The organism is Microcystis panniformis FACHB-1757 (assembly GCF_001264245.1).
GTDB classification, from domain to species: Bacteria; Cyanobacteriota; Cyanobacteriia; order Cyanobacteriales; family Microcystaceae; genus Microcystis; species Microcystis panniformis.
Genome location: NZ_CP011339.1, coordinates 3981610 through 4001096 on the forward strand (window position 1 = coordinate 3981610; position 19487 = coordinate 4001096).

17 protein-coding genes and 4 pseudogenes are annotated in these 19487 nt (G+C 41.4%); 13 read left to right on the plus strand and 8 right to left on the minus strand.

The window, feature by feature from the left end:
* Positions 1 to 145 precede the first annotated feature (145 nt).
* Complete coding sequence (locus tag VL20_RS19085) at positions 146 to 943, minus strand: glutathione S-transferase (RefSeq protein WP_002766343.1); 798 nt, start codon at positions 941 to 943, stop codon at positions 146 to 148.
* A gap of 152 nt (positions 944 to 1095) precedes the next feature.
* A pseudogene (locus VL20_RS19090) lies at positions 1096 to 1764 on the minus strand (IS630-like element ISMae22 family transposase); the annotation flags it as partial.
* A gap of 17 nt (positions 1765 to 1781) precedes the next feature.
* On the opposite strand from VL20_RS19090, the pseudogene VL20_RS33025 reads away from it, so the two are divergent.
* A pseudogene (locus tag VL20_RS33025) lies at positions 1782 to 1980 on the plus strand (hypothetical protein).
* Here the strand turns inward: VL20_RS33025 and VL20_RS19095 are convergent.
* A pseudogene (locus tag VL20_RS19095) lies at positions 1961 to 2335 on the minus strand (IS630 family transposase); the annotation flags it as partial. The pseudogenes VL20_RS33025 and VL20_RS19095 sit on opposite strands and share 20 nt — an antisense overlap.
* 500 nt (positions 2336 to 2835) lie before the next feature.
* On the opposite strand from VL20_RS19095, the gene VL20_RS19100 reads away from it, so the two are divergent.
* Genes VL20_RS19100 through VL20_RS19110 form a run of 3 tightly spaced genes read left to right on the plus strand, consistent with a single transcriptional unit; the run spans position 2836 to position 5594 of the window.
* On the plus strand, positions 2836 to 4044 hold the full coding sequence (locus VL20_RS19100) for a hypothetical protein (RefSeq protein WP_052277464.1): 1209 nt from the start codon (positions 2836 to 2838) through the stop codon (positions 4042 to 4044).
* 33 nt (positions 4045 to 4077) lie between these two features.
* Entirely contained in the window at positions 4078 to 5070 is a 993-nt protein-coding gene (locus tag VL20_RS19105; protein ID WP_052277465.1) for a pentapeptide repeat-containing protein, read from the plus strand.
* Positions 5071 to 5126: 56 nt separating this feature from the next.
* Positions 5127 to 5594: a retroviral-like aspartic protease family protein gene (locus VL20_RS19110; protein ID WP_043995544.1), complete on the plus strand. Its 468-nt coding sequence runs from the start codon at positions 5127 to 5129 to the stop codon at positions 5592 to 5594.
* On the opposite strand, the gene VL20_RS19115 is transcribed toward VL20_RS19110, so the two are convergent.
* On the minus strand, positions 5589 to 7250 hold the full coding sequence (locus tag VL20_RS19115) for a M14 family metallopeptidase (protein WP_002786354.1): 1662 nt from the start codon (positions 7248 to 7250) through the stop codon (positions 5589 to 5591). The two genes, VL20_RS19110 and VL20_RS19115, sit on opposite strands and share 6 nt — an antisense overlap.
* A 70-nt stretch (positions 7251 to 7320) precedes the next feature.
* Here VL20_RS19115 and VL20_RS19120 point away from each other — a divergent pair, with 70 nt between their 5' ends.
* Positions 7321 to 7533 (plus strand): hypothetical protein, encoded by a 213-nt coding sequence (locus VL20_RS19120; protein WP_002766333.1) that lies wholly within the window; start codon positions 7321 to 7323, stop codon positions 7531 to 7533.
* Here VL20_RS19120 and VL20_RS19125 read toward each other — a convergent pair.
* Both VL20_RS19125 and VL20_RS19130 read right to left on the minus strand, forming a co-directional pair.
* Positions 7530 to 8276 carry a circadian clock KaiB family protein gene (locus VL20_RS19125; protein WP_002786357.1) on the minus strand — a complete coding sequence of 249 codons (747 nt, stop codon included), beginning with the start codon at positions 8274 to 8276 and terminating at the stop codon, positions 7530 to 7532. The two genes, VL20_RS19120 and VL20_RS19125, sit on opposite strands and share 4 nt — an antisense overlap.
* A gap of 90 nt (positions 8277 to 8366) precedes the next feature.
* A complete protein-coding gene (locus tag VL20_RS19130; RefSeq protein WP_052277466.1) occupies positions 8367 to 9686 on the minus strand; it encodes a type IV pilus twitching motility protein PilT in 1320 nt (439 codons plus the stop codon).
* Positions 9687 to 10036: 350 nt separating this feature from the next.
* Between VL20_RS19130 and VL20_RS33030 the strand changes: the two genes are divergently transcribed.
* Genes VL20_RS33030 through VL20_RS29500 form a run of 3 tightly spaced genes read left to right on the plus strand, consistent with a single transcriptional unit; the run spans position 10037 to position 11256 of the window.
* The gene (locus tag VL20_RS33030; RefSeq protein ID WP_260441205.1) at positions 10037 to 10240 is read left to right on the plus strand and encodes a hypothetical protein; all 204 of its coding nucleotides are present in this window, start codon (positions 10037 to 10039) and stop codon (positions 10238 to 10240) included.
* Positions 10241 to 10246: 6 nt separating this feature from the next.
* Positions 10247 to 11092, plus strand: coding sequence for a hypothetical protein (locus VL20_RS19135; protein ID WP_260441206.1), 846 nt, complete (start codon positions 10247 to 10249; stop codon positions 11090 to 11092).
* Positions 11089 to 11256 (plus strand): PIN domain-containing protein, encoded by a 168-nt coding sequence (locus VL20_RS29500; RefSeq protein WP_249264917.1) that lies wholly within the window; start codon positions 11089 to 11091, stop codon positions 11254 to 11256. The genes VL20_RS19135 and VL20_RS29500 overlap by 4 nt, the downstream gene beginning before the upstream one ends.
* A 136-nt stretch (positions 11257 to 11392) precedes the next feature.
* Here VL20_RS29500 and VL20_RS19140 read toward each other — a convergent pair whose 3' ends face one another.
* Complete coding sequence (locus VL20_RS19140) at positions 11393 to 12451, minus strand: potassium channel family protein (RefSeq protein ID WP_052277467.1); 1059 nt, start codon at positions 12449 to 12451, stop codon at positions 11393 to 11395.
* 126 nt (positions 12452 to 12577) lie between these two features.
* Here VL20_RS19140 and VL20_RS19145 point away from each other — a divergent pair.
* From VL20_RS19145 to VL20_RS19165, 5 genes and pseudogenes are all read left to right on the plus strand, one after another.
* Positions 12578 to 13859, plus strand: a pseudogene (locus VL20_RS19145) (aspartate aminotransferase family protein).
* Positions 13860 to 13978: 119 nt separating this feature from the next.
* Entirely contained in the window at positions 13979 to 14815 is an 837-nt protein-coding gene (locus VL20_RS19150; protein WP_052277468.1) for a sulfotransferase family protein, read from the plus strand.
* 128 nt (positions 14816 to 14943) lie between these two features.
* Entirely contained in the window at positions 14944 to 15639 is a 696-nt protein-coding gene (locus VL20_RS19155) for a Uma2 family endonuclease (protein ID WP_052277469.1), read from the plus strand.
* Positions 15640 to 15642: 3 nt separating this feature from the next.
* Positions 15643 to 17778, plus strand: a complete 2136-nt coding sequence (locus tag VL20_RS19160) for an O-linked N-acetylglucosamine transferase, SPINDLY family protein (protein WP_052277470.1) — start codon at positions 15643 to 15645, stop codon at positions 17776 to 17778.
* Positions 17779 to 18206: 428 nt separating this feature from the next.
* Positions 18207 to 18599 (plus strand): hypothetical protein, encoded by a 393-nt coding sequence (locus VL20_RS19165; RefSeq protein WP_052277471.1) that lies wholly within the window; start codon positions 18207 to 18209, stop codon positions 18597 to 18599.
* A 366-nt stretch (positions 18600 to 18965) separates the two neighbouring features.
* Here VL20_RS19165 and VL20_RS19170 read toward each other — a convergent pair whose 3' ends face one another.
* The gene (locus tag VL20_RS19170) at positions 18966 to 19361 is read right to left on the minus strand and encodes a hypothetical protein (protein ID WP_052277472.1); all 396 of its coding nucleotides are present in this window, start codon (positions 19359 to 19361) and stop codon (positions 18966 to 18968) included.
* Between the last annotated feature and the right edge of the window lie 126 nt (positions 19362 to 19487).

The following is a 19487-nucleotide window of genomic DNA, read 5'->3' on the forward strand; positions in this document are numbered from 1 at the left end:
TAGATTGCTTTTATTTATTCTCCCTGCTCCCCAGTCCCTAATTCCTAATTCCCGCTCCCTGCTCCCCAGTCCCTAATTCCTAATTCATATCACTGATTACTGTTTACTGATCACTGAAAAGCCCCACCACCCTAGTCAAGGGCTGCTATTCAATCTGGATGGAGTTGGGGGAATCGATAGGAGGGGTGGAACTTCCCGGAGTGATAGTTTGACGGTATTGACTATAAAGACGGTCGCGCCAGGCAAAAAAGCCCTCGTAGGCGCTATTATCGGCTAACCCTGGGATCCCCTTGCCTTGCAATTCCCTGGGTAAGTTGAGATAGGAACCCTGGGGAAACTGAAGCAGTACACTTAATCCCGCCACGGCTAAATCGGCTAAACTGGGCTGATCCCCGACTAAATAGGGACGATTGGCTAAAATGAGGTTCAAAGCTTCTAAATCCTGTTGTAGCCCTTTTTTCGCCGTATTGATAGCATCTTTTCCCAGACCTACACCCGCCCCCAAAATATCAATTAATTCCCCTGGCATAGAACCCAGCAACAAGCGCATAAAATCGGGAGTTTCCCGGGGTAAAAAGGCGGTACGAAAGTTTTGATTTTGGGCAAAAGCGCCGAGAAAAGCGGTTCTTCCTTTTAATCCCAGGGATTCATCGGCCCATTCTTCGATTAATAAACATTGACCCCGTTGGAGGGGATCTGTGGGGATAATTGGTTTTTCAGGATACTTGCGATCGAGATAAAAAGCAATCTCGGTCGAGTCAGCGATATAAGTATCACCATCCTTGAGGACCGGGACCTGGCGCTGTCCGGAAAGACGGAATAATTCCAATTGTCCCACCCCTGGCACCACGTCCCTTTTTTTATAGGCAAGACCTTTATAGTCGAGGATGAGACGGACTTTCTCACAATAGGCAGATAATTCAAATTGGTAGAGTTCTAGCATAGGATGATATGGCCTCTCGATAAATCAGTTTCTCCCTGATTACTCTAACCCTATCGGGCATCAATCGCCTAAACCTAAAGACTTTACTCCGATTTTACTCAAACATTTGTACTAAAAACGAGAAAGGCGAAAAAATAATCTTTTGCTATACTTTAGACGTTCATAATCTGAGATTTATTAAACTTCTGAAATCGTAGAGTCAGCAAGGAATCCAGTTCTTTTTTATGTTTCAAATGGGCATCATTCAAACATTCATAAATGGCTGAAGAAAAGTCAGAAAAGTTTTCATAATATTTACCATATAAACATTTCTTTTTGACCAATTTCCACAGCCTTTCAATTAAATTTAGATTAGGTGAATAAGACGGCAGATAGAGCAGTTCTATTGACAAAGAAAGAGCTAATTCTTCAACAATTTTACATTTTTGATAGCGGGCATTATCTAAGACTAGAGTGATGGGAATCATTAGTCCTAAAGCAGCTATTTTTGACCGGAGTTCACAGACTTGAGTTGCCGTAATATAATTGTCATTCGTAACCAGAATAACTTCATGAGTTATTGCATTTAATGCTCCTAAAACATTGAAGCGTTTACGCCCGCTCGGTGACTTAACAAAAAGTCTCTCAAAACACCAAACAAAACCGAGAAATGCTCCCATGACGAAGTGAGCGGCATCAACAAAAAAAACAGCCCTTTTTCCTTCTTTTGCCTCATTTAGTCTGGGTTCTAGCTTTTTTTCTTTGTATTCTTCTTGTTCATCTGGGTCAGCTTTAGAAGGAAGAGAACCTATTTTTAAACATTTCATTCCCAAGGATTTTAGGCTCTTCGGTTTGTGTTATGCAATGGACGGGGGTTATAAGGGATGGAACCCTTATAGAGAAAGGCATGGCTGCGATTTTTGTCAATTGTTTTTGCTCTAGAGCGAACTAATCAATTAAGTCTCTTGCCAGATAAGGATTTAGTCGATTTATGCCCCCCTATCGAACCATACCAAGTAACGAAGAACCGGATTTTAAGAATTTTCTTACTTGGGTAGGACTTCGTTTTATTCCTGTCAATTCTTCTCTTCTATATACAGCTTCATTTATTGTGGCTGGTGGATTTTTCTCGAAATATTTTTTGAGCGTTTCTCTTTGAGACTCTAATTCACTTTTAGGGCGATAGAAGTTGATTTCTTTTAATTTTTCTATTCCGCCCTCTTGCTCATCTCGAAGATAGGTTAATAAGGTATTTGGCGAGATTCCTGCTAACTGACAAATTTTTTGGTGCGGTATCTTTTGGCTTTTTAACCAGAGAACTTCCATCTTCAGTTGAACCCGGGGATGGGGATGATGAAATCTTTCATAATACAGTGAGTTCTTTTCTTCTTCCGTGAATTCTAGGTTAATCATGTTTTTAATGAGTGCTTTGCTTCTAATTATGACTCTTAAACTATATTATTGTCCTTGAGTAAAAAATGCAAGTTGTAGCCGTGCAAAGTATAATTTTAGGGACCAGATCCAGCAAACCCAACTGAATAGCTCCACGCTTTTAGGCTAGAATATCTTCGAGCGCCAGAAGAGCCGGAATAACTTATATAGGGTCTGCTGAAAAAGTTTTTCGTGGGGGTAGGGTGTGGGGTGTAGGGTGTAGGGTGTAGGGTTTTACCGATTTTCAGGTGGTCAACTACCTAATTTTCAGGGAAAAAGCACCTGAATTTTCCCCCCGATCCCCGCAATGGCTGGCACTTTTTGAGGGGAAAAAAGTCTAAAAGTCCTATCCAACAAGGTTTTTAGATTTATTCAGCAGACCCTATATATTCTGGCAAGCTGACTTGCGAGAGGCCAATAGCATACCGCTATAGTAGAGGAGGCGTGCGAGAGCTGGCTCCTTTCTCGGATCAGAGGTTACTATGCAATTATCCATCGAAGTTTTTAATGACGTAGTTCGCTATCTCGACAGCCACGAAGAAAAATTACGGATCAAAAAATTAATCTTTTGTATCTGTAAAAAATCTTGGGAAAATGATCCTAATATTTTGAACAGTGTGGCTATGGAAGACTTGGTGAAGGAGTTAGTGGAACTTAAAACAAGTAAAGAACAATTAACTTTTTCTGTTTATAAATTAGTTAAAACCCTCAATCGTCCTAAAGTTTATCTGGGAGTAGCAACGGTTATTATCGAGCAAATCAGTCAATTATATAGTAATATTGCTGCCGCCTACGACAATCAATTATTACCAGTGGAACCGGAAGTTAACCCTAGCTTCACCAACGTTAATAATGATGTCAACAACGAGGAAGATAATTTATTAAGACAGGTGGTTAGTAGCCTAGAAAATCATCGAGAGACGGCGAGAATTCAAAAATTAATGTTTGCCGCTTGTAAAAATCGTTGGGAAAACGATCAAGCGGTGATTAATAATTATGGCTTAAAAAATATTGTTTTAGAACTTCAGCGAAACAATCCCAATTTCCTAAGCTTGCGACAAACTCTCAAGCAAGTTGCCAAAAATATTAATAAAAAAGCTCTCTACCTAGCCCTAGCCGATATTATTCTTACCCAGCTAGAGCCTCTCTACGATACTGATAACGATGACGAAGAAGAGGATAATGAGTCAAAAAGTCAAATCTTGAACACTCAAATAGTTCATCTAAAGAATGATTCTGATTCTGCAGCTAAAACCACATCTTTCTCCCCCTCTAGAAGTGAACCTGTGGATTTTTCCTCTTCGATCATCAATCTAAATGAACCACAATTAGTCATGGAATTGCCCTTTGCCGAGCCGGCTTCCTCAAATAACAACCCCAGTAATTCCCCACAAATTCCCGCCTACGACCCCTTTGAAATTCGTTTAGAAATTTTCCAGTATGCTAATCCTTTACGCGCCAAAATATTGATTTTCTCGCTCCTATTTCATCCTTGGGATCGGAGCGGTCAAGATTGGTCAACTCTGCGAAGTTATACCCTAGAAGATTTACTACAACAACTCATCGAAAGTGGGAAATCTCTCAAGGATATCGAAATTCAACTATACAATATTGCTCAAACCCAAATGGATACGGATGCTAACGTTCAAACCGCCAGTATTCTGGTGCAAACTTTACAAAAAATTCTTTAATTTTTTATCCAAATTTATCTGGACATTCTACCTATGAAACCCAACGAATTAATTGAACGTTATGCCGCAGGAGAAACTCAATTTAGTGGCTTAAAATTACCCGGAGTTAATTTAGTTGGTGCTGACTTAATTGGCATTGTTTTAAATGAAGCAGATCTGCACGGAGCCAATCTTCTCTTTACCTATCTTAACCGGGCTAATCTCGCTCAAGCTAATCTTGTGACAGCTAATTTAAGCGGTGCTAGTCTCAACCAAGCTGACTTAAATGGGGCAGATTTACGCAGTGCCAATTTACACGGAGCGATGCTACAAGGTGCTAATCTTCGTGATACCGATATAACCCTAGCGACGTTACTTGATGCTAACTTAATCGGGGCGGATTTACGGGGGGCTGATTTAAGTGGTGCTAACCTCACTGGTGCTTGTTTGCGGGGAACAAATATGCGTCAGGAAAAGAAAAATCATAACACTAATTTACAAAGTGCTAATCTCTATCGCGCCGACCTGCAAGGGGCTAATATGAAAGGGGTTGATCTGGTGCGTGCAAATCTAGTAGGAGCCAATTTAAAGGAGGCTAATTTGTGCAATGTTGACCTCAGAAAAGCGGATTTAACTAATGCTAATCTCCAAGATGCTTTACTTACTGATGCTAATTTAATCGGGGCGCATTTAGTGGGGGCAAATCTAGCGGGAGCCAATTTAGTGCGTTCAAAAATGACCGATACGGAAGCAATGCAGGCAAATTTTCATAGTGCAATTATGACTCAAATAAAATTTGATCGAGCTAATCTTAGTCAAGCTAATTTTCAAGCAGCAAGAATGAATCATGCTGACTTAAGAAGGGCTAATCTTTCAGGAGTTAATTTCAGCGAAGCTGACTTAATCGATGCTTTCTTTGCTAGAGCAAATCTCACCGGTGCCGATTTAAGTAATGCTAATCTAACTCGTGCCGAGTTAATGAGTGCTAATCTGATGGGAGTTAACTTCCGCGGTGCAATTATGCCCGATGGCCGGATTAATAATTAAAATTGTTGTTAGCAGTTATTCTGGTATAATTTAGGGGTACAATTGAGGGTAATATGATGGTTAATCCAGCAATTATTGCAGAAGATATGGGCAAAATTTACACCAGCATTACAGTGATCAATCGCGCGGATCAAATTCTAGCAGCGGCGGCTGTAATTTCTCCCGATCAAATTCGCTCTCTTACCCTAGAAAATGTCTTGGTTGATACGGGAGCAACTACTGTTTGTCTGGTGCCGGAAGTAATCTCCCGCTTGGGTTTACAGCTTTTAAAAGAAGTAGATGTGGCTACGGCTAAAGGGATAGGAAAAGCGAGAATTTTTCGCGATGCTACCTTGATTATTGCGGGACGGGAAGGGACTTTTGAATGTTTGGAATTACCTGGAGGTCAAAACAACTTATTAGGAGTAATTCCTTTAGAAGCTTTGGGATTAGAACCAGATCTTCGCAGCCAAAAACTACGAGTTTTACCCACGGAATCTAACGAGACTTATTTAACAATTTTATCGAACAAAATAGCTCTATAAAATTACTTTTTGTCTGACTGTTCCGGCTCTTTCAGCTATAGCGATAATCTCGATTTCTTGACCAGAAACACCTTTAATCACCCATTCCACCGTACAGCGATAATCTAAACCATGAGCGAGGCTACTATATACTTTATTTGATCGCCCTTCTAAGTGACCGATTTCCTGCTCTAATTTTCCCACTATTAAACTCACCTCATCGGCTAAATTTAACTTGACTTGAATGGGACGAACGATCTTTCTTTCCAGTGCCTTTTTACTGGTATAAGTGGGTAAGAATCCCTGATTTTCCAACTGTAAAACCAGATGATAAATACCATTTCCCTCCGACTTAAGATCAAGACGAGAGATAGCTAAAAGAGGTGACATTAAAGCATGGGCAATAGTAAACTGACATTGTTTCTCACATAAATCCGGTAAATACTTTTCTGGGGCATTTTGCCAGACATTTTTAAAGTCCCAACCGCCAATTTCCACCTCTCCCAATTGGGGGTGATCAAAACTTTGCCAATTAATAAAACCCTTTCCCGCCAAATTCTCATCATTCCAACGCTGTAACTTCAATTCATCTTCCAAAGGATGCCAGCGAAACCATTGAATATAATCATCTTTTTTCACTCCCGCTTGGGTGGGTGCATCCCATAACTCCACCGTAAAACCATACCAACCAAAATGATCGTAACCGTAATCATCCATGGCACCGTTAGTCACTTCTTTGGGATGATAACGAAAATCGTGATAGACAGAAACGCATTCATAACCAGTCATTGCTTTTCCCTTGTCAGCAATATATTTATACATTTCTAAGTCTTCCACGGGGAAATATTCATCGGGATGGGTGCTATAGGGACGCAACATGACTGCTGAATAGGTATGATAGGTAACGAAGCCATTAATATTAGTGTTATTTGCCCAAAATTCCGCTTCTGCACGGGTTTCTGGCTCCGAAAAAGGAAAATCTCCGGCCCCCTGTTGTTCCCCTTCAGGAACCCAATAAACGGGATAATTGCGGTTAAAATCCAGACCCTCTAGGGTGGGGGCAGTGGTAAAATTATAGCCATCGTAATCGCGGATTAAACCTTCGGTGAGCAAAGTGTAAAAAGTTCCCTCAAATTCCTCCGGTTCGCGACGCGCCATAATGCGAGGATCTTGTTCAGAAATTTTCCAAGCGCCACAGGTATCTTTTTGGCGCATTTGTAGGATTAAACCATCGCCGTTAATATCTTCAGGATATAGCCCCGGTTTCTCATCCGTGTGGGGATAGGGGCGAATACTCGATCGTAACAGATAGGGAGTAGTGAGATATTTTTCCGCTCCATCCACGGCCAATCGCGGCAAAATATAGACAGTGTAATGGTCAAGAAGTCTGGTAATTGGGGAATTATGACCGTATTGGCGCAAAAGATGGGAGATAGTGTAGAGAGCGACGGCAGAGCCTGTTACTTCCCCCGCATGGGTGTTAGCATCGATCCAATAGGCAGGTTTTTCTAAATAATGGCCTGTGGCTTGATTTGTGAGGGTAGTTAACCAGATATCTCGATTTTCGTAGCTTTTACCGATCGAGGTGAGGCTAATTAAATTAGGATAGGATGAGGCTAGGTTTTTGAGGAAAGAAACTAATTCGGCGTAGGGGTAATAGTGGCTAAAATCAAACATAATCTTCTGCAACTAAAAAAAGGAGTCTCGGCTTAATTTGACAAAATATAGGACAATAACAGTAAAAACTATGGATAGTCAAGATATTGCTCGCTATATTGAAGAAACTAACGGTATTTCTAAGCCTTGGCTGTTGGTGCAATTACGTCTCAAAAAACTGCAAGAACGTCGCGCCAGTCTTTCCCAAGAGGAATATATTCAAGAATTGGATGATATTCAGCAAGACTTAATGAAATTGGGCGAATGGTGGCGAGGGATTGAGTCAGAAGTCTTTAACCCCTAAGCGGTGGCGATAATCTGTAATACTCGCGGTAAATCCTCAAATTCGCCGATGATGCGTTTCACCGGTTGCGGCCAAACCCGGACTAAAGTGGGAATAGCAGAGACATGATTAGATTCCGCTTGTTCTGGATGCTTAGAGATATCGATCACTTTTAGAGTATAGGGATGGTGTAATTCTCGCTCTAGAAGCTGATGGATCGATTCTAGGGTGTGTTTAGTATTGGCATTATTACCGGAGACAAATAACCGCAAAACATAACCCTTGGGACTAGGATTAGTATAGTCAGAGTCAGCAGTAATCCCTGAAGTGGTTGGGGGGCGCTCCTGATAACGGAGAATCAGATCGTGGGATTGCCAAAGTTGGGGAAACTGCTGACGATAGGTTTCTAAGATAGTGGGATTAGAGGATTGTTCCTGCCAAGGTACAGTAAACCAAGCTCGATCATCCGTGGCGAAAATAGCATTTAATAAAGGCTGATAGCGACGGACCAGGGGATAGACTTCGGCTCTAGTATGAATACGGTGACTGTAGGGATCTCGCCAGCGATCGATGGTAGCAGTAAAACTAGGAACTAAAAAATGGGGGGGTTCTGGCAACCCTAAAGCGGACTGGAGAGCAGCACAGAGATTCAGATGCCAATGAGTTTGTTTATCAGGATCGATACAGTAAATCAGGTCGCCCCCGGGGGTAAACAGGGCGATGCCTTTAAAAATATCGGGCAACACAATCGCGGAAGTGGTCACTTGAGGGGTTCCCCTAGGGAATCAATAGGAGCTTCTATTTTTCTAGACTACTCAACTCTTGACCCCTCAAGGATTTCCTTCAGGGTTTTTCTAGATTCTACCCCGCAACATCATCGCCATTTCATTGGGAACCGGGGACATTTCCAGGGCGACCTCATCGCTAATCCGTCCCTCTTGATAGAGGTTAAACAGAGATTGATTAGTGGTAATCATGCCATGGTATTCGCCATCTTTCATTAATTCGAGAATTTCGTCATTTTTGCCGCTGCAAATGTAATCTTTGACGGTTTCTGTGTTGACGAGAATATCGTGAAAAGCGGTCCGTTTACTGTCGGTGGTACGACATAAACCCTGGGAAATAATACAAACCAGGGATTCTGCGATCGCCACTTGCATCGATTCCCGTTCCTCGGCGGTATAAAGAGTTAAAATCCGCTCCAGAGTTTTAACGGCACTGTTGGTGTGCAGGGTTCCCATGACTAAGTGACCGGTTTGGGCAGCTTTCAGGGCCGTATTAACGGTGGATTTGTCCCGCATCTCCCCCACCAGAATAATATCTGGGTCTTCCCGCAAAGAGGCTTTTAGGGCATTATCGAACTCATGGGTGTGTATTCCCACTTCCCGTTGTTTGATCAAACTGCGACGACTTTGATGGACAAATTCGATCGGGTCTTCGATGGTGATAATATGTTTGGCGTGTTCTTTATTGATGTAATCGATCATGGCTGCGAGGGTGGTGGTTTTCCCTGAACCCGTCGGACCGGTGATTAAAATCAATCCCTTCTGCACATCGCACACATTCCGTAACACAGCCGGTAAGCCCAATTGTTCTATAGTGAGGATTTTCATGGGAATTAGACGCAAAACCATCCCAGGACCGCGCAGACTTTCAAAGATATTAATCCGCACCCTAGCGAATTCGTACTGAGTTGCACCGTCAAATTCTAGGTCTTTTTTAAAGCGAAGGATTTCTTCTTCCCCTAGGATTTCCCGTAACCAACTATAAAAAGTGTTGATGTCAATTTCAGGATAGTTGAGAATAATCATTTCACCACGATCCCGCATCCGGGGTTTTTCTCCAACTCCTAGGTGAACGTCCGAATAACCCCGATCAAAGGCCATCCGGAGCAAATGTTCTAAGGTGGGTTGATTGGGAGCGCGACCCGGCCGGGGTGGCGTTTGGGGAGAAGCAGCCTGACTGGGAGCGCGATTTTGGGGAGGACGTGGGGCGGAAATTTGACCATTTTGCGGCATATTCGGCACGTTTTTGGTCGGTGTCGCCACTTGTTGCGTCATTTCTTCAGTTATCCCCATGCTGATTTCCGTGATTAACTCTGAGGGAGGTATCGGCATGGAGGGAACCGGCAGCGGCTGCAGTGGTCGCGAGGAAGAATTGGGATTTTGACTCATGAGCAATAGGGGTTTTTTCTTTTACTATTCCCCGATTGTACTAACATCTCATCCCCAATTTCTCAATTCCTCACAGACGCTAGATTGAGGAGTACGGAGTCAGTAGTCTCCGAGTCAGGAGACAGGAGACAGGAGACAGGAGACAGGAGACAGGAGATTATTTTTATTTATTCTTCCCACTTCCCCACTTCCCCACTTCCCCACTTCCCCACTTCATAATTTATAATTCCCCCTCTCCTATACCTTTTAAACAGGATTTAGACCCCAAAATTGTTACAATGGACGTTTAGGGCTGATGATTTTGGCTACTCATTTCTGTTTGATCGTCAGTCTTAGGAGAGGTAAGTACGATGAATAGTCTGCAAACTTTGGTCGAACGGGAAAATTTAGGACAATTTTTGTTAGAAAATCTGCAAGATATTACAGATAAACTCAATCAGATTGTCACCGATTCTGATCGAATCATCCTGGATAATTTACTAAGTAGTCATGCAAAATTAATTACCTGCCCGATCGAGCTAAAACCCTTACGGGGCAATGATCGTCATGTGTAAATAATTTTGCCTAGGTACTTACAAGAAACTAAAATTTTAGTTGAGCAAGTTAAGGATCACTCTAAAACTTATCAAGCAAGAGCCGATATATTTGGGCGAATTAATCAACTATGGTTTCAGGTATGGGAACAATATAAGAATGAGGGTTCGGCAATAAATTTGATTGAGATTATCAATGAATTTACCGATAGAGTAACTGCCTATGCTAAATTATTTATCGGCCTTGCTCAGATCAATGAGGGAAAGACTGGTGAGGAAAAAGCCGATTTAATCAGAGTGGTGGAAGGTTTACACCTTCTCTCGGAAACGATAGATGTGTTTATTGATATGTTTGCCGATTCAGAACTAGAGCAAATTTACCAGGGAGCTAAAAATACTCTCTCAATTTCTAATCGTACTATAACCGAATATTTCCAAGATACTGACAAATCTTTAGTCACCCAATTGAGAGCTTATAGTAGTTTAATAATTTTCAGAATTCAAGAGCGATTTAATCCTAAGAATGTATCCTCAGAAACTACTTCTCATTCCCTAGCAGATAATTTCAATGATATTGATGCCTCTACACAAAATTTAACAGGTTTGGTCGATTTGGAAACTGAAAAATCTTCGTCTGAAAACTGGTTAGATAATCTTTCTGGATCAATTTCTGATCAGGAGGATTTTGAGAAAGCATTAGAATATGGGCGTGTTTTTCGTCAGAATGTATCCTCAGAAACTACTTCTCATTCCCTAACAGATGATTTAAGCGATCTTGATCCTTGGACAAGAGACTTAGTGGGGGTTGTCGATTTAGAACCAGAAGACCCAAAAGAATCGTATATTGATTATTTAGTGGAGAAGTATCGGTGAAACGAGTCTTATTCGACAGTGATGTATTGCTAGATGTTTTGGGTAAGCGTGAACCACATTTTCCAGCATCTGTACAAGCATTAAATACAGTTAAAACAGGTAAAACTCAAGGATATATTTCTGGTCATGCCGTCACTAATATTTATTATATTTTGTCTAGATAAAATGGAAGAGAAAGCTCAAGAAAGTTGGTGATAAGTCTTCTAGAGAACGTAGGTTGGGTTGAAGCATGAAACCCAACACCCGCTCATGTTACCCTACCACTAACCCATCCTACAAACTTTTTGGCGCAAACCCTAACTAATGCTTCGGTAAACGTAAACCATCCGATCGCATGGGGATTAAAATCTGAGTTAAACTGCGTAATTGTTCGGCCGTTCCCATACAAATTAACAGATCTCCGGCCATTAATTCCGTATCGCCAGTCGGTCCCCCGATTAGCGTACCATCAGCGCGACGTATAGCCAAAACTAACGCCCCCGATCGAGATCTTAAATGTGCTTGACTAAGACTTAAACCCACACAGGGACAAGTCCTCGGATCGATTAAAAATTCTTCCATATAAAACGATCGATCGGTTCCGGTTAAAATACCATCGACAAAATCCATCACCTGGGGTCGTAGGGCTGCGGCCGCTAATCTTCTACCGCCGGTAATATAGGGAGATACTACCGCATCGGCCCCGGCCCGTTGTAATTTTTGTACTGCTTCCTCGGTACTGGCCCTAGCAATGGCGCGGATTTTCGGATTAAGAGTTTTAGCAGACAACACTGTATATAAATTCTCCGCATCGGAAGTTAAAGCGGCCACAATACAAATAGCGCGTTCAATTCCTGCCATTTGTAAAGATTTATCTAAGGTGGCATCTCCTTGAACAACAATATAATTTAATTCTTTGGCCCGATTTACCTGTAGGGGGTCTGTATCAATAACTACAAAAGGAATATTTTCCGCGTAAAATTCGATCGCTACCTGTCTGCCTGTGCGACCCAAACCACAGATGATATAGTGTTCTGATAGTCGATCGATCACGCGTTTCTCCTGTCTCTGTTTGAGTCCCTCTTGAAAATAGCCTTGAATTAAAGCTTCGGTCAAGCGATTAACAATATAACCGATCGTGATTACTCCCATCACGATCAAAACCATTGTAAACAGTCGTCCCCGTTCACCTAGGGGATTAATTTCGCCAAAACCGACGGTAGCGAGGGTACTAATCGTCATATAGGCCGAATCTAGCAAACTCCAACCCTCGATCAGATGATACCAAAGCGTACCGAGCAAAAACACCACGATCAGGGCAAAAATTCCCCCGATTAATTCCTGACGCAGACGACGATATTTATCTTCACTGATAGACAAGCAAAATTCACCCCTAAGACTGTCTAGTAAATTACAATGAAATCAGTTTTTAATCTAAATAACCCGTCCTTCTCAGACGGATTTGATTATAATTTCCCCTATGTCTAATCGCGCAGGAGTTCCCCAGTGAGTCCAGAAACCCTTTTAGAACCAACCCTAGTTGATCCCACTCCCAATTTAAACCCGAATCAACCCTTCGATCGAGATAGTTTTAACAGCTATGTGATGAATACTTATGGTCGTTTTCCCATTGCGATCGCCAAAGGGTTAGGCTGTCTTCTCTGGGATACTTCCAGTAAACAATACCTTGATTTTGTTGCGGGAATTGCCACCTGTACCCTCGGTCACGCACACCCCGCTTTAATTGAAGTGGTTAGCCAGCAAATCCAAAAACTCCATCATGTCTCGAATTTATACTATATTCCCGAACAAGGGGAACTAGCTAAATGGATTGTCGATCATTCCTGCGCTGATAAAGTCTTTTTCTGTAATTCTGGTGCGGAAGCGAACGAAGCGGCGATTAAATTAGTACGAAAATATGCCCATACGGTGCTAGATTTCCTCGAACAGCCGGTTATTTTAACCGCTCACGCTAGTTTTCACGGTCGGACTTTAGCTACCATCACCGCAACCGGTCAACCGAAGTACCAAAAAGACTTTGAACCCCTGATGCCGGGGTTTGCCTATATTCCCTATAATGATATCGAAGCGGTGGAAAATGCGATCGCTGATCTCGATGAGGGTAATCGTCGGGTGGCTGCGATTATGTTGGAACCCTTGCAGGGTGAAGGGGGAGTTCGTCCGGGAGATATCGAATATTTCCAACGTTTACGGCAAATTTGCGACGAAAATAACATTTTGCTTGTCTTTGATGAAGTACAGGTGGGAGTCGGAAGAACTGGTAAACTCTGGGTTATGAGAATTTAGGAGTGGAACCAGATATCTTCACATCTGCTAAGGGTTTAGCGGGGGTATTCCCATCGGTGCGATGATGTGCAGAAAATTCTGTGATGTGTTTGAACCGGGTAGTCATGCGAGTACCTTTGGGGGTAATCCGTTCGCTTGTGCCTCAGCTTTAACAGTATTACAAACCATTGAACGGGATCACATTCTCGAAAATGTCCAGCAGCGAGGGGAACAATTACGCAGCCGTTTACGGGTGATTGCTTCTCAATATCCCCATCTATTTGTCGATGTGCGCGGTTGGGGTTTAATTAATGGTCTGGAAATTAATTCAGAAAGTGAGTTGGTTTCATCTACTATTGTTAATGCAGCCTTGGCCGAGGGTTTATTAATTGCTCCCGCAGGTCCGAAAGTCCTCCGTTTTGTACCTCCTTTAATTGTCTCGGAAACAGAAGTAGATGAGGCTATGGATAAGCTAGAAGCAGCTATCGCTAAAGTGGTTTAATGGGGGTCAGATGCGTTAGGCAATCACTGATTTTTTGGCAACAAAAATTATCTTTCTATTGTCCTAATGCATCAGTTTGTCGTAGGATAAGAAGGCTGATGTAGAAACAGGATAAAAATATGAATGAGGAAATCAAGTATCATCTCAGAAACTTAGTCACTTTAAGAACGTTTGCTCCAAGATTTTCTGACAACCTGTTTTTTATTTTTGGCTGTCAAAGAAGTGGAACAACTTTACTACTATCTATTCTCAACGCTCATCCCCAGATTCACAGTATAGATGAATCAGAATTTCCCAGTCCCTATCCTTTTCCCTCAGCTCAACGATTGATGTTAGCTAAGTTAAAGAAAGAGTACCTTTGCTTGAAAATGTTGGAGCATTCTAATAAACTAGACTTTTTGAAAAAGTTTTATCCTAAAGCAAAAATAGTTTGGCCTGTGAGAAATCCCTATAGCGCAATTGCCTCAATGCTTGATCTGGTTAATTCTCGTTCACGAACTAATTGGATTGAAAGATGTGCCAAAACAGAAATTGAGCGCCTCAAACCGTTTTATCCTGAAACTTTAGGACAGTACGATCTCGATAAACTATCAACAATTGAATTAGGAGCAATTTACTGGTCTTATAAAAATAGCTATCCTAAGTTTATGGAAGATAGTGGCTTTAGTGTTTTTAAGTTGTCCTATGAAAATTTAATAACCAATCCTCGGGAAACTTTAGAAGATATAGTTAACTTTCTAGAGATTGAGTGGCATGATAATTTGCTTAATTTTCATGAGGTAAATCCTAGTAAATCTTTAGCCGGTGGGACAAGAACTGATCGACCGATCAATCCTACAAAAACCAATAGCTTAAAAGGTTTAAATGAACAAGATGTCGAGACAATTAATCAAATTTGTCAATCAGTGATGCAAGATTATAACTACCCAATACTTGACAAATTATCAAGTAATTAAATAAATCCTATCATCCCTCACTTAATTTTTTTGTAAGTAATGCACTAAGATTAAATATTTTCAAGGTGTGTTACAATACGTTAACACACCCTACGGGGATAAATCTACTGTTGTTCGGGGCAAATAAAATGATCACTTCTGAACCTATTTATTCCCTCCCTAAAACCCCTCCTTTAGAAAATGGTGATCAACTAAGTCGCCAGGAATTTGAGCGTCGTTATCAGAACCTTTCTGAAATAAAAAAAGCCGAATTAATTGAAGGAATAGTTTATATGTCTTCTCCTGTACGAGTGCAGAGTCATGGAGAACCTCATTCTGATATTTTAACTTGGTTAGGGGTCTATAAAGCTGCCACAATTGGGGTAATGTCTGCGGATAATACTACAGTGCGTCTGGACGCAGATAATGAAGTACAACCAGATGCTTTACTAAGAATTAAAATTGCTGGACAATCAACTATTAGTGACGATGATTATATCGAAGGTGCGCCGGAATTAATCGTAGAAATTGCCGCTTCTACTGCTTCCTATGATCTCCACAATAAATGGCGAGTTTATCGTCGTAATCAAGTGCAAGAATATCTTGTTTGGCGAGTTTATGAACGTCAATTAGATTGGTTCCGATTAAATGCTGGAGAATATATTAAACTTGAACCCGATAGTCGAGGGATAATTTACTCGCAGGTTTTCCCCAGTCTTTGGTTAGATGTTAATGCTTTATTAGCGGGTAACTTGGGACAGGTTTTGACAGTTTTACAGCAAGGTTTAGCCAGTCAAGAACATCAAGATTTTCTGAAAATATTATCTCAAAAAACTGATAACTGATTTATGTGGCATCCTGACGCTTATCAAGCTTTAATTGCCGAAGATTATCCTCAAGTTGCGGCAATCTACGAGGAAATAATCGATAACAATTCCGAAAATATTTCTGACTATTGGTACTTGGGAGTTGCCTATCTTCTGCAAAATTTAGAAGCAGAAGCGCAGGTAATGTGGCAAAGTATTTTAAGCGAAGGCAATCCAGAACAAGTTAAGCAATGGCAAGCAGAATTAGAAGCGGTTTTAGACGCAGAAGCGCGACGACAACAAACAAAAGGTGATCTGGCAGCTGTAGAATATTTTCGCTATCATCTACAGGAAATTATTCCCAAGTCAATTAATAATTTATTAGCTTTATTCGACTTAGCTTTAGATTTAGAAATATTCGATCCAGAAGAACTACTTAATTATCCTATTCAAGACAATCTCAGATATAATCCCGATCGAGAATTGCTTTTAAATGTAGTTCTCAAAAGTCTTTTATATCCCCACGAATTAACTTTAGATTTAGCTCAAGTAAGTTTACCCTATCTGGAGGAATTAGCCGATAGTTTTATCCCGCAAGCTTTTCAGATAGCAGCACGAGTCACCAACGAGCAACAAAGTCCCACTTTTGGAGTGGAAATTATTAAACTTTGTCTGCAATTAAGACCAAATGATCTGAGTCTTTTGGAACAATTGGTTAACCTCTATATTTTAGCAGAAGACTTTGATAATTCTTTAATAACTGCCTATCAATTGCGAGAAATTTGTCTAACCCCAACCCTAAAGTTATACAGTAATTATCTAATTTTGTTAATACTTTTGCGCTGGGGAGTTTGGCAAGAAATTGATCATATTTATCAAGAATATCATGATTTATTACAGGAATTAACCCGTCAGAAAAATATCACTTTAGAACCGATTATTAAAACTAGCTTTCTCAATGTTTCTAGTCCCCTACCCTACCTAGGAGATCGAGCCTTAGCCAATCGACAATTAACTAATCGCATCGCCGAAATTTTTCTTGATAATAATAGTTTTAAAACTCCTTTAATTACAAACGAAAAAGCTTCAGAAAAACTAACTATTGGTTATCTTGCCAGTACCTTTAAACATCATTCTGTCGGTTGGTTAAGTCGTTGGTTAATTCACCATCACGATCGAGAAAAATTGCAAATAGCCATCTATACTATTAACCAAGAAGAAGATGAAATTACCCGTCAATGGTTCCGGGATAGCCGAGATATTATCCGTCATTTTCCCTACGCTGAAAATCCCCTAGAAGTTGCCCAACAAATTCAACAGGATCAGATAGATATTCTAGTAGATTTAGACAGTTTAACCCATAATATTACCAATCAGATCATGGCACTGAAACCCGCAGCAAAACAAGTGACTTGGTTAGGTTGGGATGCTTCTGGATTAGCAACTATTGATTATTATATCGCCGATCCCTACGTTTTACCCCAGCAAGCGGAGGAATATTATCGAGAAAAAATCTATCGTTTACCAGAGACATATTTAGCAGTGGATGGTTTTGAAATCGGTACTCCTAATCTACGTCGAGAAGATTTAGAAATTCCCCCCGATGCTACCATCTATTTTTCCGTACAAAGTGGCATGAAACGTCATCCTGATACTATTAAACTTCAGATGAAAATTCTCGCACAAGTCCCTAATAGTTATTTTCTGATTAAGGGAGTCGGTAAGACTGAAAAAATTCAAGAATTATTTACTGAAATAGCGATTCTGGAGGGAGTTAATCCCCAAAGATTGCGGTTTTTACCGAGAGATATAGATGAATATACCCATCGCGCTAATTTACAGATTGCTGATGTGGTGTTAGATACCTATCCCTACAATGGTGCTACCACCACCTTAGAAGTTTTATGGCAAGGAATCCCTTTAGTTACATTAGTAGGAGAACAATTTTCCGCCCGCAATAGTTATACTTTTATGATTAATGCCGGTATTGAAGCCGGAATTGGCTGGAATGAGGCAGAATATATCGACTGGGGAGTAAAATTAGGACTCGAGCGCTCCCTTCGTCAAGACATCAGCCATCAACTGTTAGGAAATCGTGACACAGCCCCCCTCTGGCAAGGGAAAAAATTCGCTGAAAATATGGAAAATGCCTATTTAAAAATCTGGGAGGGAAGTTGATATTGACATCCTCGCCGCCCTAAAAGTGCGGCGATTCCTAAACCTCACGATTTAAGTTTCTGCTTCCACCACCGTCGCATACCACAGTTAAAAAACCATGTACTGTCTTACACAGAGTCCACAGACTTTCGCCCCATTTCAGAAGCCCGATTCCGTGTGTCCCACGGTACGTTGACCGCCTATAGCTTCTTGTACTTGTTGCGCGCGACTTTTTACCCGGCCAAGCTTTTCTGGTCGGAACCCCCTAAGCCGAGTTTTCAAGGTGCTGCGCCGTCCACTTGGTTTTCGAGACTGGCCTTTTAATTCTAACGTAAAGCCAACCTAGAACGGCGGGGTTTCAGACCCAAAATTTCCGATGAGAAAGTTATCCGCAATCAATAAAGTATCGAATCGGGGCAAGAAAAATTCAACTAAGAGGAGTTTAACTGATGACAGCCGCCACTGAAAAAGATTTAAAAAGATTGGAGGATTTAATTATCGGCATTGCCAACGGACAAAAAGCGATCGAAAACCGACTAACCACGATGGAAAACCGACTAACCACCATAGAAAACGGACAGAAGAATTTAGAGTTAGGGCAGTCGGAAATTAAAGGCGATATCCGAACCCTAGACGCGAAGATAGAGGGTTTAAGCGATCGAGTTAAAGTTATAGAGAACGCGGCGGGAAAAACCACCGATCTCGCCGAAAAAGTCGGAGAATTGAAAAACTGGAAACAGATCGGAGTAGTGGTGATCACGGCTTGGCTCAGTTCGATCCTCAGTGGTGTTACGGGTGGGGTAATCGGTTGGCTAATCCGAGCGGCGAAAGTTAACCCCTAATGGCGTTGCTGAATCAAGATATGAAGACTGATTTTGCACCTGTCCACCAGAACGTAGGTTGGGTTGAAGCATGAAACCCAACGCCCGCATAGTTTACGCTACCGCTAACCCATCCTACAAATAATTGTGCCTCCCTACTTATGAATGCTGATTTTGCACCTGTCCACCAGTCAACCTAGTTCTAGGTTTTAAAACTTACCCAAGAAGACAGGTAATAATTATCCCCAAAATACTCTGGGGAGTAACCTAAATAACCAACCTTAAAAAAACTCGCTGCTACACTTGAGTTAGTAGATGCACCCTGATGAAAAAGGAGAGTCAAAGAAAGCTCTCCTTTTTTTTTGTTGAGAAAGCAATCCGGGGGATTTAGCCGCGGTTAGCAGGTAGTTTCGCCTTGCGTGCCATGTCTTTGAAACCATTCAAGCTCGGACCAGGGCGACGGCGAGACATACTAGGAGTAATCAAGTATTTTGTCGCAAATTCTACTTCTTGCGGCTCTACTTTACCGTTAGTAGCGGCTACGGGTGCCGGTGCGCTCACAGGAGCAGCTGGAGTTTCTTTTACTTGCTTTTCTTTCTTAATAGAAGTTTTTTGGGCTTTTTTCTCGGCTACAGGGGCAGCAGCAGATTCCACAACAGGTGCGGGCGCTTCCACCACAGGTGCGACTACAGCCGTGGTTGCTGTTGCTTGTTGTTCACCATCGGTTTCTTTTAGTTCTAGGTAAAAGTCAGATTTTTTGCCACCAAAGAGATTTTTTAACATCGGGGATCACTCCGAGAGTTGGGAAAATGTAAAAGACTAGGTATTTAAAAATTTATCATTGACCGGGATCAGGCAGCAAACAAGATTATTCTCTTGACAATTTCTCTCCTTCATCTATTTTTCTCT

Bases quoted from the DNA above. Each gene is read 5' to 3' on its own strand.
- VL20_RS19085 (WP_002766343.1), bottom strand. From the start codon at position 943: ATGCTAGAACTCTACCAATTTGAATTATCTGCCTATTGTGAGAAAGTC.
- VL20_RS19160 (WP_052277470.1), top strand. From the start codon at position 15,643: ATGTGGCATCCTGACGCTTATCAAGCTTTAATTGCCGAAGATTATCCT.
- VL20_RS19115 (WP_002786354.1), bottom strand. From the start codon at position 7,250: ATGTTTGATTTTAGCCACTATTACCCCTACGCCGAATTAGTTTCTTTC.
- VL20_RS19105 (WP_052277465.1), top strand. From the start codon at position 4,078: ATGAAACCCAACGAATTAATTGAACGTTATGCCGCAGGAGAAACTCAA.
- VL20_RS19120 (WP_002766333.1), top strand. From the start codon at position 7,321: ATGGATAGTCAAGATATTGCTCGCTATATTGAAGAAACTAACGGTATT.
- VL20_RS19130 (WP_052277466.1), bottom strand. From the start codon at position 9,686: ATGAGTCAAAATCCCAATTCTTCCTCGCGACCACTGCAGCCGCTGCCG.
- VL20_RS19100 (WP_052277464.1), top strand. From the start codon at position 2,836: ATGCAATTATCCATCGAAGTTTTTAATGACGTAGTTCGCTATCTCGAC.
- VL20_RS19110 (WP_043995544.1), top strand. From the start codon at position 5,127: ATGGTTAATCCAGCAATTATTGCAGAAGATATGGGCAAAATTTACACC.
- VL20_RS33030 (WP_260441205.1), top strand. From the start codon at position 10,037: ATGAATAGTCTGCAAACTTTGGTCGAACGGGAAAATTTAGGACAATTT.
- VL20_RS19170 (WP_052277472.1), bottom strand. From the start codon at position 19,361: ATGTTAAAAAATCTCTTTGGTGGCAAAAAATCTGACTTTTACCTAGAA.
- VL20_RS19165 (WP_052277471.1), top strand. From the start codon at position 18,207: ATGACAGCCGCCACTGAAAAAGATTTAAAAAGATTGGAGGATTTAATT.
- VL20_RS19155 (WP_052277469.1), top strand. From the start codon at position 14,944: ATGATCACTTCTGAACCTATTTATTCCCTCCCTAAAACCCCTCCTTTA.
- VL20_RS19150 (WP_052277468.1), top strand. From the start codon at position 13,979: ATGAATGAGGAAATCAAGTATCATCTCAGAAACTTAGTCACTTTAAGA.